This window comes from Sporosarcina sp. USHLN248 (assembly GCF_037144575.1).
In the GTDB taxonomy this organism is placed as follows: Bacteria; Bacillota; Bacilli; order Bacillales_A; family Planococcaceae; genus Sporosarcina; species Sporosarcina contaminans.
In genome coordinates this window covers 30,345-43,690 of record NZ_JBBCZC010000007.1, presented here as the reverse complement: position 1 = coordinate 43,690, position 13,346 = coordinate 30,345, and the positions used below count along the sequence as shown (strand labels likewise).

Sequence of the window (13,346 nt, the reverse complement as noted above, 5' to 3'; positions counted from 1 at the left end):
GAATCGAATGTCTTCTTTTATGCTATACTGTACAGTGAAAAAACATACGGCTTGAAGTAGCTAACCGTAAAACGGGAGGAACACATATAATGGAACGCAGTTTATCGATGGAATTAGTACGTGTAACTGAAGCGGCGGCTGTATCGGCGTCCCGCTGGATGGGACGCGGTTTGAAAAACGAGGCGGATGATGCCGCAACTTCAGCGATGCGTACTGTGTTCGACACCATTCCGATGCAAGGTGTTGTCGTTATTGGTGAAGGTGAAATGGACGAAGCTCCGATGCTCTATATCGGCGAAGAATTAGGGACAGGTCAAGGGCCTGCGGTTGACGTCGCTGTCGATCCTTTGGAAGGCACAAATATCGTAGCATCTGGCGGCTGGAACGCATTGGCTGTCATTGCGATCGCAGATAGAGGAAATTTACTGCATGCACCTGACATGTATATGAATAAAATCGCAGTCGGTCCGGAAGCGGTCGGCAAAATCGATATTGATGCATCGGTTACGGATAATCTCCACGCCGTTGCAAAAGCAAAGAATAAAAAAATCGAAGACGTAGTTGCAACTGTGCTGAACCGGGAACGTCATTCAAAAATCATTGAAGAAATCAGAGCAGCGGGAGCACGCATTAAACTGATCAATGACGGAGATGTAGCAGGTGCAATTAACACGGCATTTGACGATACTGGCGTCGATATTTTATTTGGACTAGGCGGCGCTCCTGAAGGCGTGATTGCTGCAGTCGGACTGAAATGTCTTGGCGGTGAAATCCAAGGGCGTCTCGTTCCATCTAACCAAGAAGAAATCGACCGTTGTAAAAAAATGGGCATCGATGTGAACAAAGTGCTTCGCATGGAAGACTTAGTGAAAGGCGATGATGCCATTTTTGCTGCTACTGGTGTAACAGATGGTGAATTGCTGCGCGGCGTACAATTTAAAGGCGGCTACAGCACAACTCATTCACTCGTTATGCGTTCAAAATCAGGTACGATCCGTTTTGTGGAAGGCCGCCACAGCATGGAGAAAAAACCTCTACTTGTAATGCAAGATTAATAAACGACAGCTTCGCTAATGAAGCATATGGCAATTTGTATGATACTGCCTCATCGCCCGGCCTTGCGCCGGGCAAACTTCACTAAAGGAATGCCTACCCGAATTTATCAACCTCAAAAATTATTGCGACCGGATTTTTAAACTAGGAGCCTACAATGGTGTAGATCATATGTTGTGACAAGATGTAACAAGCTGCATACCGCTATTGTTCAGCTATCTTTTGAGCAATGGCTGATTAGGATACAGCAATATCCTTTCGCTTCCCCATAGAGGTAGGAGTCTTCAGCTGAATTAAAATCAAATAAAATAAAGAGTGGTGCTAATAGAATATGGCAATATTAACGATTGCAAGTTTAGAAAATATGACCTTAAAAGAATTATATGAACTTGCTAGGGAGTACAAAATCACTTATTATGGCAAGTTGACGAAGAAAGAACTTATTTTTGCAATTCTTAAATCCCGTGCTGAACAAGAAGGCTTCTTCTTCATGGAGGGTGTTTTAGAAATTATTCAATCGGAGGGCTATGGATTTTTGCGTCCGATTAATTACTCGCCAAGCTCGGAAGATATTTATATTTCAGCTTCCCAAATTAGAAGATTCGATTTGCGGAATGGCGACAAAGTAACAGGGAAAGTACGTCCGCCAAAAGAGAATGAGCGCTATTACGGCCTCTTGCAAGTAGAAGCAGTAAACGGTGAAGACCCGGAAGTTGCACGTGAACGTGTGCATTTCCCTGCGCTCACTCCGCTCTATCCTGAACGTCATATCCAACTGGAAACGACACCAAATAAACTTTCGACACGCATAATGGACCTTGTTTCGCCGGTCGGTTTTGGCCAACGGGGGTTAATTGTTGCTCCACCAAAAGCTGGAAAAACGATGCTATTGAAAGAAATAGCAAACGCTATTACGACGAATCACCCCGAAGCTGAATTGATCGTACTACTCATCGATGAGCGTCCGGAAGAGGTGACGGATATCGAGCGTTCTGTAAAAGCAGACGTCGTCAGTTCTACGTTTGATGAAGTTCCAGAAAACCACGTAAAAGTAGCTGAATTGGTTTTGGAGCGCGCCATGCGCCTCGTTGAGCATAAACGCGATGTTGTCATTTTAATGGACTCTATCACTCGGCTTGCTCGTGCATATAACCTTGTCATTCCGCCGAGCGGGCGTACGTTATCCGGCGGTATCGATCCCGCAGCATTTCACCGTCCGAAACGCTTTTTCGGCGCAGCGCGGAACTTGGAAGAAGGCGGCAGCTTGACGATTCTTGCGACGGCGTTGATTGACACTGGATCGCGAATGGATGAAGTCATTTACGAAGAATTTAAAGGAACAGGTAATATGGAATTGCATCTTGACCGTAGTCTTGCTGAACGCCGCATTTTCCCGGCACTTGACATTCGCCGATCCGGCACGAGGAAAGAGGAATTGCTTATCCCTTCCGATCAGCTTGAAAAACTATGGGGAATTCGAAAAACATTCTCCGACGCACCGGACTTCGCAGAACGTTTCTTGAAAAAATTGCGCCAATCCAAATCGAATGAGGAATTCTTCAATAAGCTGAACGAAGAAATGAAAGCCCATCGAAATGGAAAAGGACTCATTTAACGGTTTAAGTTCTATAAACTGAAAAGATTTTCATTTGAATATAGAGTGTGCAAGCGCAATAAGTTGCCATTGAATGTGCTATGATTTGATGATAAAAAATTTGGGCAAAACAGTTGCACTACTATGGGAGATTTGTTATACTTTCAAAGTATGGTTTATGACCATCTGCTGCATATACGGCTGGCAAACACGGGCCGTGTAAGGCATCAGTCTTGTTCATACTTTGAACAACCCTTACAATAATACTCTGTTCCAGATGGTTCAGGGCGAGAGGAGAGAGACCGATGAGAGCAGGAATTCATCCAAATTACAAACTTGCAAAAGTCACTTGTTCATGTGGTAACACATTCGAAACAGGTTCTGTTAAAGAGGACATTCGCGTAGAAGTTTGCTCAGAATGCCACCCATTCTACACTGGACGTCAAAAATTTGCTGCAGCGGACGGCCGCGTCGACCGCTTCAACAAAAAATATGGCCTCAAAGAAGAAGGACAAGAATAAGACAATTGAAATACCCGCCGGGTCGAATGACCCAGCGGGTATTTTTAATGTACATATTAAAGAAGCAACGAAAACGATATAAGATGAAATGTTTTATTGTAAAGCAAAGTTGCAATATTGAGCAGGTGCTCTGAAGTACGCCATATATGCCATGCCGGTTGTCTGGCATCTACATTGTGCTGCTCAGTCTCTACATTGCAAAGCGACCCGCTTACATGATAAGGCGACGTCTCTACGTTTCGATGCACGTTTTATATTGTGTTGCGAAACCTTTACGTTGTGAAGCGCCACGCTTACATTGCGTTACAAAGCCTTCACGTTCTGTTGCACGATTTAGATTTACATTGCGATACGAAGCTCCTACGATGTGAGACGGCTCCTTATGCTGTAGCAGAGACTCCAATTTTATTCATTCTCTGCTTATAGATGATGAAACAAAACGTTCACACTGCATTATTAAGCCGTAGAAATGCCGTCTCTATGCGGTATTTGTCACTTTACACCGTTCTGTCTATCACATCCAACCTAAAATGTAAAGACATCATTTCTATCCGTTTTTGTTGTATGATAGACTTTCCTATGGCAAACGATGAACACCTACATAGAACAGTTTTTGAAAGGGGAACCTACATGTACGTTGCAATGCAAGGCGGCTGGATTGAAGTAATTTGTGGAAGTATGTTTTCTGGTAAATCGGAGGAATTGATACGGCGTGTTCGACGTGCTCAATTTGCGAAGCAAAAAATTGCCGTTTTCAAACCAGAGATCGATGACCGTTATAGCGAGGAAGCAGTTGTAAGTCATAATGGGACAACTGTCATTGCTACGCCTATTGCGGATTCTTCCCAAATTATAGAGTTCGTAACGGATGACTACGATATTATTGCAATTGATGAAGCGCAGTTTTTCGATGACGGACTGATTCAAGTCGCAAGTGATTTAGCTGATCGTGGATTTCGGGTAATTGTAGCGGGGCTCGATATGGATTTCCGTGGAGTGCCTTTTGGTCCGATGCCGCAATTGATGGCAATTGCCGAAAACGTCACAAAACTTCAAGCAGTGTGTACCGTTTGTGGCTCGCCCGCAAGTCGCACACAGCGGCTTATTAATGGACAACCTGCAGGCTACGATGATCCGGTCATTCTTGTCGGTGCGTCTGAAGCATATGAGGCAAGATGCCGTAAACATCATGAAGTACCGAACGGCGTCACTGCCAATTCTGTAAATGCACAGTGATCCACATTTCCAGACAACTTGGGGATAAAGTCCAAGTTGTCTTTTTTTATCCATAACGGCCTATCAATTCTTCATTACCACTCTAATCTAAAAGAAATTACTGTATTTCATCCGCCTATTCCCGTACAATAAATGTACAAAATCGACGTAAATAGAGGTGTGCAAAACTATGTTTGAAAGGCTTCAAGCCGTGGAAGATCGCTATGAGCGACTCAATGAATTGCTCAGTGATCCTGATATTGTAAGTGATATGGAAAAATTGAGAACGTATTCAAAAGAGCAATCCGATTTGCAGGAAACAGTTGATACGTACCGTGCTTATAAAGAAGCAACTAAGCAATTTGATAGTGCAAAGCAAATGTTGGAAGAGCCATTGGATGATGAAATGAAAGACTTAGTGAAAATGGAAATCGCGGAACTGAGCGAGCAGATTGAATCGTTGGAAGGACGTTTGAAACTGCTCTTAGTGCCAAAAGATCCGAATGACGATAAAAACGTCATTATGGAAATCCGCGGTGCAGCAGGTGGAGATGAAGCAGCTTTATTTGCAGGCAATCTTTATCGGATGTATAGCCGCTTTGCTGAAATGAATCATTGGAAAGTGGAAGTGATGGATGCTTCACCGACAGAATTGGGTGGCTTTAAAGAAATCGTCTTTATGATTAACGGAAATGGCGCCTATTCCAAATTAAAGTACGAAAATGGCGCACATCGAGTGCAACGGGTACCAGAAACTGAATCAGGCGGCCGAATCCATACATCGACTGCGACTGTGGCAGTGTTGCCGGAAGCTGAAGAAGTAGAAATCGAAATTCATGACAAAGACATCCGTGTGGACACATTCGCTTCGTCAGGACCTGGCGGGCAATCCGTTAACACAACGATGTCTGCAGTCCGCTTAACGCATCTTCCGACCGGCATTACCGTATCATGTCAGGACGAAAAATCGCAAATTAAAAATAAAGAAAAAGCGATGAAAGTATTGCGTGCCCGTATTTACGATAAATTCATGCAGGAAGCGCAAGCTGAATACGATGAAAAGCGTAAATCGGCAGTCGGGACAGGCGATCGTTCTGAACGCATCCGAACGTATAATTTCCCCCAAAACCGGGTGACCGATCATCGTATTGGTTTAACGATCCAAAAGTTAGATCAAATTATTGAAGGGAAAATGGATGAAGTGATTGACGCGCTCATTGTAGAAGATCAGGCAAGACGCCTGGAAAGCTTGGAAAAGCATGACTGAACGCATTTATGAAGCGATCAAAAAAGCATCATCGCTACTATCCTCCAAAGATCTTGATGAAAACGCAGCACAGCTCCTAATGGAATTTGTCACGAATAAAAGCGGCGCTTCCTTACTGGCTGACATGCGTGATTACTTGACAAAAACGCAGCAAACCGCTTTTTGGAAACATACCGAGGAATTGCTCACAGGAAAGCCGATACAACATATTATCGGCTATGAAATGTTTTATGGCAGACAATTCGAAGTGAACGGCAATGTTCTTATTCCAAGGCCTGAAACCGAAGAACTCGTTGAAAATGCACTCAAAATCAGCATGAAGCTGTTCGAAACAAAAGATATCCACATGGCGGACATCGGAACAGGCAGTGGAGCAATTGCGATCTCATTCAAAAAAGAGTGGCCAGAAGCGACTGTCGCGGCTACGGATATAAGCGAAGAGGCGTTAAAAGTCGCTGAGCGTAACGCAAAAAAGAATGAAGCTGACATTACATTTTATCAAGGTAATTTAACTGAACCGATTAAACAGCAGAAATGGGATGTCGTCCTTTCGAATCCACCATACATTGCGCCGGAGGAATCGGCTGCCATGTCGAAGACGGTAGTGGATTTTGAGCCGAAGCATGCATTGTTTGCTGAAGAGGACGGGCTGTATTTTTATAAAAAGCTTGCGAAGGAGCTTCCACGGGTTATGAAGACACCTTCTTTAATCGGCTTGGAAATTGGCTATCAGCAAGGTACCGCAGTCCGGGAGTTGTTCCAAAAAGCGTTTCCGGAAGCGCAAGTTGAAATTATACAAGATATAAATGGTAAAGATCGAATGATATTTTGCGAGATTCATGAATAAAACTCTTTGACCCTGTCAACAATGGGGTCAGGGAGGGATTGACATGTTGCAAGACTATGAAATTCAAAAACAACCGAATTGGACAAATAGAATTGTTGCCGTAGTAGAATTTATTTTAGTTTTATTCGTCATCCAATCAGCGCTATTGCTGTTCATGGGACCGGAGGAACAGCCGGAAGAAATTAGGTTTCGTATTTTAGCGCATTCCAACTCACCGGCCGATCAAAAAATCAAACATTCGATCCAACAAGAAATCGAGCCGCTTATTTACAAAGCGATCGGACAAGCAGAAACGACAGCGGAAATAGCCGCCAATTTACAAGCGATTGAGTCGGTCATTTACGATATTGCAGTGTCAAAAGCAGAAGGTAAAGAGATTTCATTCGAACGGAAAGCCGCTTTGTTCCCGCCGAAGAGGTCCGGTATGTTCGTTACTCCGCAAGCTGCGTATGATGCATATGTTTTAACAATCGGCAGCGGCCGGGGGGATAATTGGTGGTGTGGATTATTTCCGAGAGTCTGTTTTCCTGACAAAGAAGTGGATAACAATGAAGAGCAAGAGCAAGAAAAAGTCACTTTCTTCATTTGGGAGTGGATAAAATCATTGTTCGACTAAAGTTATTCACAAGTTTTGTGGATAAGTGCTTTAAAGTGTGAATAAAAGGAGGGTTGCACATTGGAAACAAAAATCGTATCTGTGGACAGCGAAGTGGATAATGTTCGAAACTATCAACAAGCTGTGGATATTTTAAAAAGTGGAGAAGTCGTCGCCTTTCCGACCGAGACTGTATATGGATTAGGTGCACTTGCGACAAAGCGAGAAGCCGTTCAAAAAATCTACGATGCAAAAGGGCGCCCATCCGATAATCCACTCATCATACATATAGGGAAGAAAGAAGATGCGAATAAATACGCAGTCGACATTCCTGTAGCTGCTCAAAAACTGATGGACCAGTTTTGGCCTGGGCCTTTGACGATGGTTTTCCATAAACGGCCAGGTATCATTGCGGAAAATGCGACGCCGGGTTTTGAAACGGTAGGCATCCGGATGCCCGATCACCCCGTTGCGTTGCAATTGTTGAACATGTTAGATGGCCCGCTTGCAGCTCCGAGCGCCAACCGAAGCGGGAAGCCGAGCCCGACAGAAGCGGAGCATGTGTACGCAGATTTGAACGGCCGGATACCGATGATTGTGGACGGAGGACAGACAGGGGTAGGCGTCGAGTCGACTGTCTTGGATATGACGACAGAACCACCTGCTATATTGCGTCCAGGCGGATTGACGAAAGAGATGATTGAAAAAGTGATTGGTCCTGTCCAATCGGAAGGAAAGACAGAAAAAGACAAAGCGCCGCGAGCGCCAGGCATGAAATATATGCACTATGCACCAAACGCACCTTTGTTCATGATTGAAGCGAGTGAAACTGCCATTCAAACGGCAGTGCAAAACCTCCATAAAGAAGGGAAGCGTATTGCGGTTATCGGTCCCGAAGAATTTTCAATCGAAGAAGCGGACTGGTATTTTTCTGTCGGTAGCCTTCATGATTATGATGCCATCGCAGCAAATTTGTATCGGGCAATCCGACAATGTGATGAGACAGAGGCGGATGTGATCCTTGCCGCAGAAACAGAGGCTAGTGGAGTCGGCGAAGCGATTATGAACCGATTGACGAAAGCCGCAAACGGCAAACGTTATAGCCAAAGGTAAAATGAATGACCTTCCAACCCTTCGCATAGGATGAATCGATGCGGTATATTGGGAGGTCTTTCATTTGGTAGAACTCATAGCGGCAAGTTTAACAACAATCGATGTAGTCATTTTATATTCTCTTATGCAAATTAATTCGGGGAGACTGATGCTGTCGATCTGGACAGCTTTTTTGAACATGGTATTCCCGTTTGCGGGTTTTCTAATGGGCGCCTTTTCAGCGGAAATTTTCAGCGCATGGAGCCATACATTATCCGGGGTGTTACTAGCTTGCATCGGACTGCATATGGTGCTTCAAACGGAAGATGGCAATAAGGAGCTCATCCGCAATATTCATCCGTTTCTATTGGCGATGGCTGTCAGTGTCGATACATTTTCAGTAAGCGTCTCTTTCGGCATGCTGCAGCTGAACAAAATATTGTTTATCCTTTCTTCGGGCATTCTCTCTTTCATTTTTGCTTGCGGTGCGCTTTATATTAGCGGTGGTGTTGGTATGAAAAGAGGAAAGCATTTACGGAGATTATCCGGTATTGCTCTTGTTGTTATGGGAGTAATGTCATGTTTTCGTTAATATTATCTGTTTCTTTTCTCATAGTTTTCGTGTATTCTATTAAGTAGGTGATATGGAATGAAAATTTATTTTATTTGCACAGGAAATACATGCAGAAGTCCAATGGCAGAAGCAATATTACGGTCCCAAAAATTGGAAGGCATCCATGTTCGCTCTGCTGGTATTTATGCGACGGATGGTGAGCCAATTTCGGATAATGCAAAAACGCTTATCGAAGAATCGGACATGCCCTATACGTCGGTGTCAAGGTCGGTGACAGCAGAGGAGCTTTCATGGGCAGATCTCATTTTGACGATGACGGAATCGCATAAAAGGACGTTGTTACATGCATTTCCCGAAGCTGCAGGCAAAACGTATACGTTAAAAGAATTTTCATTGCCAAATGAAGAAGGGGATGTCCATGATCCTTACGGAGGGGACTTGTCAACATACCGCCACACCTTTAAAGAATTGCAGACATTGATCGACCTGCTAAAAAAGAAACTGATGGAGGATGGAACATGAACGATGGAAGAAAAAAGAACGGACTGAAGAAAAAGCTTATTCTATTCGTTACAATCTTGGCGCTCATAACGTATGTGACAAGTGCTGTGTTCATTAATTTTATTGGCCCACAATTCTTTTCGGGCGTCAATCCAGTCTTGTTTGGCATCATTACATATTCTTTGGGCATCATCTGGTCAGGTATTTTGGCGGCCCTTTTCGGGTCATTTTTAACGAAGTCATTGCAAAATTTGGAGAAAGCTGCGATTTCAGTAGCAGCTGGGAAGTTAGGGACGGAAATTGAATTGCCAAAATCTAACGATGAAATTCGATCCGTCTCGGAAGCATTCCAAAACTTAGTTCATAATTTACGTACGATCGTCGATGAAATCGAAACAAACTTTGAACGTACAGCAAAAACAGTAGACGCGTTGTCCGGTGAGACAAGCTTGGCTGCTTCACAAGCAGATGCGGTAGCTTCAACGATTATGGAAATTTCAGCTGGAGCTGAAGCATCCGCAGTCGCTATTCAGGAAACAGCAGAAGCGATGGAAGATGTCCGTACGTTAGCGGCAGAGGTGAGCAACCGCGCTGAGCTATCTTCCGAGCAATCAAAAGAGATGCTTGCTGTTTTGGATCATACAATTGGCGTATTCAGAAATCTTGTCGAAGGCATTCGGAAAATGTCGAGTCAAAGCGAACAATCGTTATTGACGATCCGTGAACTTGATCATAATGCACAAAAGATCGGGGAAATCGTTCAATTGGTCGGCAGCATAGCAGGGCAGACGAATTTATTAGCATTGAATGCCTCAATTGAAGCGGCGCGTGCTGGAGAACACGGAAAAGGCTTTGCCGTCGTGGCGGAAGAAGTCCGTGTATTGGCAGATGAAAGTGCGAAAGCAGTACATAGCATCGATGAACTTGTAAAATCGATCCAATCTGACGTTTCAAAAGTTGTTAAGGAAATCGAACAGCAAGTGAAAACAGCTGCCGATGAAGCGGAACGTGCAAATGATACGAGCGAAAATGTCGAGTCAGTCGCGGAAAAAGTGAACGGCATGGCCCAATCGGTCGTTGAAATTACACGCCTCGTAGAAAATCAATTATCCAATATTGAAACGACAGCAAGACAGTCACAAGAAGTAGCTGCGATTGCTGAAGAAACATCAGCTGGCGCCCAAGAAGTGAGGGCCGCAACGGATGAGCAAGTTCGTTCCATCGAACAGACAGATGCGTTGGCAATCGAATTGAAAAAGCAGTCTGAAGACCTATATAAAGTGATTACCCAATTTGATCGTTCATAAGTATTCATTTCACAGCCCGAAATAGGAGTTCGAGGGCTGTGTTTTTTTGTCGATCAATGATAGAATTAGTTGTGAGTAAATTAAGAAAAGAGGCGACGTAATGAAAATCGCAATCTCTTCGGATCATGGCGGCAACCGCCTGCGACATGAAATTATGCAATTATTATCTGAAATCGGTCTTGACTATGTCGATTTCGGACCCGACTCGGACGATTCAGTTGACTACCCGGATTATGCAACTCCTGTTGCAAACGGTGTAGCAAGTGGAGAATTCGATCGCGGAATACTGATTTGCGGCACTGGCATCGGTATGTCAATTGCGGCAAATAAGGTGAAAGGAATTCGTTGTGCACTTGTCCATGATGTATTTAGTGCTAAGGCTACAAGAGGCCACAATGACTCAAACGTTTTGGCGATGGGAGAACGAGTTGTCGGTCCAGGCCTTGCAAGGGAAATCGTCACTGCATGGCTTGATACTTCTTTTGAAGGTGGCCGTCACGAGCGACGGATTGCCAAGTTGAAGGAACTCGAAGAAGAATCGAGGTGAGTTGGCAATGGAAATCTTGAATTTATGGAAGCTCCAACTTGAACAATTGCTATCGGAAATGGCTGAGCAAACGAAGTTCACTCCACATACAGTTTTTGTAGTCGGATGTTCGACATCGGAAATCGCTGGTCAACGGATCGGGACTGCTGGTGCTCTTGAAGTCGCAGAAGCTTTATTCGAACCGTTGCACGACTTTGCGAAAAAGCATAAGCTATTTTTGGCTTTTCAAGGTTGTGAACATATTAACAGAGCGCTCACTATAGAGCGGGAAGCGGCAGATAAGTTCGGTTACGAACCCGTCTCCGTCCTTCCTGCTATCAATGCGGGCGGCTCCATGTCCACTTATGCATACGAACATTTGAAGGACTCCGTTGTTGTTGAATCGGTGCGTGCGAACGCGGGCATTGATATCGGGCAAACACTCATCGGTATGCATTTGAAGCCGGTAGCGGTTCCGATCCGTACTTCCATCGATAAAATCGGAGACGCAGTCGTAACGGCAGCAACTACTCGTCCGAAACTAATTGGCGGGGAACGTGCAGTGTACGTGTGACCGGATTCATTCGCCTCATCATCCTTCCGCTTTGTAGGCGAGGACGTAGAGGACAGTTAATGAACGATTAGACAAAAATATTTATTTAAAGGGGAAATGGCTAAATGGATTTGAGCAATGTGAAACGTGAAGATGCAGCAGTATACGAAGCGATCATGGCGGAAAAAAACCGTCAAAACTCGAATATTGAGCTGATCGCCTCTGAAAACTTTGTTACAGAAGCGGTCATGGAAGCGCAAGGCTCTTACTTGACGAATAAATATGCTGAAGGTTATCCAGGTAAACGTTACTATGGCGGCTGCGAACATGTCGATGTCGTCGAAAATATCGCACGCGACCGCTTGAAAGAAATTTTTGGCGCTGCCTATGCGAATGTCCAAGCCCACTCTGGCGCACAAGCAAATATGGCTGTCTACTTCACAGTGCTCAAGCCGGGAGACACTGTTTTGGGCATGAATCTTTCCCACGGTGGCCACTTGACTCATGGCAGCCCGGTTAACTTCTCAGGTACCCTTTATCAATTTGTCGACTATGGTGTAAGTGAAGAGGACGAGCGTATCGATTATGAAGACGTTCGCCAAAAAGCGCATGAGCATAAGCCGAAATTGATTGTCGCTGGTGCGAGCGCATATCCGCGAGAAATCGATTTTGCCAAATTCCGTGAAATCGCCGACGAAGTGGGTGCATATTTGATGGTCGACATGGCGCATATCGCTGGACTTGTCGCTGCTGGCGAACATCCAAGCCCTGTTCCGCATGCGCACTTCATCACATCTACGACACATAAAACATTGCGCGGACCACGTGGCGGGCTTATTTTGCTAAACGAGGAATTTGCAGAGGAGTTCGGCCGTAAAATCGACAAAACGATTTTCCCAGGCATCCAAGGCGGACCGTTGATGCACGTTATCGCTGCGAAAGCTGTCGCATTTGGAGAAGCGTTAAAACCTGAATTCAAGACGCATATCCAACAAGTGAAAAAGAACGCAAAAGCACTTGCAGAAAGCTTGATGGCTGAAGGTGTTGACATCGTTTCAGGCGGCACGGACAACCACTTGCTGCTCGTTAACTTGAAGTCACTCGACATTACAGGAAAAGTAGCCGAACACGTTTTAGACGAAGTCGGTATCACTGTAAATAAAAACACCATTCCATTTGATACGGAAAGCCCATTCGTCACTTCCGGCATCAGAATCGGGACACCAGCTGTTACAACACGCGGTTTTAAGGAAGAGGAAATGAAAGAGGTCGGCGCGATCATCGCGAAACTTCTCAAAAATCATGAAGACGAATCTGTCAAAGAAGAAGCAAAAGAACGTGTAAAAGCACTGACTGACAAATTCCCGCTTTACGCATAATACCACCCCGCCTGTCATCTGCAGGCGGGGTTACTTTATCCACTAAAACGCATAAATTCTTTAATAAGCGCATAATAACGGGGCTACGCGCATAAATTCGTTTAAAAACTCATAAATGTCCCGATTTGCGCATAGTTGTCAATGGAAACGCATAAATCCCTCCGCACGAGCATAACTCGGGATAAACCCGTTCTTGGTCAATTGGTAGCTGTCTTAAATTCCGTATAAAAAGAAATAAAAGCTTTTATTTGTCAGAGGCATTCGGCGCGATCGTAAATAGGATTGGTAAACTTTCAAATGGTTCGCGGAATGTAGCAACACA

General features: G+C 44.5%; 14 protein-coding genes. All 14 read left to right on the top strand.

What is annotated here, in order from left to right:
* Positions 1-89 precede the first annotated feature (89 nt).
* The 14 genes from glpX (at position 90) to glyA (ending at position 13,024) form a co-directional block, all read left to right on the top strand.
* Positions 90-1,055: a class II fructose-bisphosphatase gene (gene glpX / locus WFH04_RS04260; protein ID WP_336822822.1), complete on the top strand. Its 966-nt coding sequence runs from the start codon at positions 90-92 to the stop codon at positions 1,053-1,055.
* A gap of 329 nt (positions 1,056-1,384) precedes the next feature.
* The gene (rho, locus tag WFH04_RS04255; protein WP_336822821.1) at positions 1,385-2,668 is read left to right on the top strand and encodes a transcription termination factor Rho; all 1,284 of its coding nucleotides are present in this window, start codon (positions 1,385-1,387) and stop codon (positions 2,666-2,668) included.
* A 284-nt stretch (positions 2,669-2,952) separates the two neighbouring features.
* A complete protein-coding gene (rpmE, locus tag WFH04_RS04250; RefSeq protein ID WP_336822820.1) occupies positions 2,953-3,168 on the top strand; it encodes a 50S ribosomal protein L31 in 216 nt (71 codons plus the stop codon).
* 630 nt (positions 3,169-3,798) lie between these two features.
* The gene (locus tag WFH04_RS04245; RefSeq protein WP_336822819.1) at positions 3,799-4,404 is read left to right on the top strand and encodes a thymidine kinase; all 606 of its coding nucleotides are present in this window, start codon (positions 3,799-3,801) and stop codon (positions 4,402-4,404) included.
* A 169-nt stretch (positions 4,405-4,573) separates the two neighbouring features.
* On the top strand, positions 4,574-5,650 hold the full coding sequence (gene prfA / locus WFH04_RS04240) for a peptide chain release factor 1 (RefSeq protein ID WP_336822818.1): 1,077 nt from the start codon (positions 4,574-4,576) through the stop codon (positions 5,648-5,650).
* Positions 5,643-6,497 (top strand): peptide chain release factor N(5)-glutamine methyltransferase, encoded by an 855-nt coding sequence (gene prmC / locus WFH04_RS04235; protein WP_336822817.1) that lies wholly within the window; start codon positions 5,643-5,645, stop codon positions 6,495-6,497. The genes prfA and prmC overlap by 8 nt, the downstream gene beginning before the upstream one ends.
* 43 nt (positions 6,498-6,540) lie before the next feature.
* Positions 6,541-7,113, top strand: coding sequence for a stage II sporulation protein R (locus WFH04_RS04230; protein ID WP_336822816.1), 573 nt, complete (start codon positions 6,541-6,543; stop codon positions 7,111-7,113).
* Between the two features lie 60 nt (positions 7,114-7,173).
* Positions 7,174-8,205, top strand: a complete 1,032-nt coding sequence (locus tag WFH04_RS04225) for an L-threonylcarbamoyladenylate synthase (RefSeq protein ID WP_336822815.1) — start codon at positions 7,174-7,176, stop codon at positions 8,203-8,205.
* A 64-nt stretch (positions 8,206-8,269) separates the two neighbouring features.
* The gene (locus WFH04_RS04220) at positions 8,270-8,776 is read left to right on the top strand and encodes a manganese efflux pump MntP (protein ID WP_336822814.1); all 507 of its coding nucleotides are present in this window, start codon (positions 8,270-8,272) and stop codon (positions 8,774-8,776) included.
* A 57-nt stretch (positions 8,777-8,833) separates the two neighbouring features.
* The gene (locus WFH04_RS04215; protein WP_336822813.1) at positions 8,834-9,280 is read left to right on the top strand and encodes a low molecular weight protein arginine phosphatase; all 447 of its coding nucleotides are present in this window, start codon (positions 8,834-8,836) and stop codon (positions 9,278-9,280) included.
* Positions 9,277-10,566 carry a methyl-accepting chemotaxis protein gene (locus WFH04_RS04210; protein ID WP_336822812.1) on the top strand — a complete coding sequence of 430 codons (1,290 nt, stop codon included), beginning with the start codon at positions 9,277-9,279 and terminating at the stop codon, positions 10,564-10,566. Before WFH04_RS04215 ends, WFH04_RS04210 begins: the two co-directional genes overlap by 4 nt.
* 100 nt (positions 10,567-10,666) lie before the next feature.
* Complete coding sequence (rpiB, locus tag WFH04_RS04205) at positions 10,667-11,113, top strand: ribose 5-phosphate isomerase B (RefSeq protein ID WP_336822811.1); 447 nt, start codon at positions 10,667-10,669, stop codon at positions 11,111-11,113.
* 7 nt (positions 11,114-11,120) lie between these two features.
* The gene (locus WFH04_RS04200; RefSeq protein WP_336822810.1) at positions 11,121-11,666 is read left to right on the top strand and encodes a TIGR01440 family protein; all 546 of its coding nucleotides are present in this window, start codon (positions 11,121-11,123) and stop codon (positions 11,664-11,666) included.
* Positions 11,667-11,770: 104 nt separating this feature from the next.
* Positions 11,771-13,024, top strand: a complete 1,254-nt coding sequence (gene glyA, locus WFH04_RS04195; protein ID WP_336822809.1) for a serine hydroxymethyltransferase — start codon at positions 11,771-11,773, stop codon at positions 13,022-13,024.
* The last annotated feature ends 322 nt before the right edge of the window (positions 13,025-13,346 follow it).

Bases quoted from the DNA above. Each gene is read 5' to 3' on its own strand.
- glpX (WP_336822822.1), top strand. From the start codon at position 90: ATGGAACGCAGTTTATCGATGGAATTAGTACGTGTAACTGAAGCGGCG.
- rho (WP_336822821.1), top strand. From the start codon at position 1,385: ATGGCAATATTAACGATTGCAAGTTTAGAAAATATGACCTTAAAAGAA.
- rpmE (WP_336822820.1), top strand. From the start codon at position 2,953: ATGAGAGCAGGAATTCATCCAAATTACAAACTTGCAAAAGTCACTTGT.
- WFH04_RS04245 (WP_336822819.1), top strand. From the start codon at position 3,799: ATGTACGTTGCAATGCAAGGCGGCTGGATTGAAGTAATTTGTGGAAGT.
- prfA (WP_336822818.1), top strand. From the start codon at position 4,574: ATGTTTGAAAGGCTTCAAGCCGTGGAAGATCGCTATGAGCGACTCAAT.
- prmC (WP_336822817.1), top strand. From the start codon at position 5,643: ATGACTGAACGCATTTATGAAGCGATCAAAAAAGCATCATCGCTACTA.
- WFH04_RS04230 (WP_336822816.1), top strand. From the start codon at position 6,541: ATGTTGCAAGACTATGAAATTCAAAAACAACCGAATTGGACAAATAGA.
- WFH04_RS04215 (WP_336822813.1), top strand. From the start codon at position 8,834: ATGAAAATTTATTTTATTTGCACAGGAAATACATGCAGAAGTCCAATG.
- WFH04_RS04210 (WP_336822812.1), top strand. From the start codon at position 9,277: ATGAACGATGGAAGAAAAAAGAACGGACTGAAGAAAAAGCTTATTCTA.
- rpiB (WP_336822811.1), top strand. From the start codon at position 10,667: ATGAAAATCGCAATCTCTTCGGATCATGGCGGCAACCGCCTGCGACAT.
- WFH04_RS04200 (WP_336822810.1), top strand. From the start codon at position 11,121: ATGGAAATCTTGAATTTATGGAAGCTCCAACTTGAACAATTGCTATCG.
- glyA (WP_336822809.1), top strand. From the start codon at position 11,771: ATGGATTTGAGCAATGTGAAACGTGAAGATGCAGCAGTATACGAAGCG.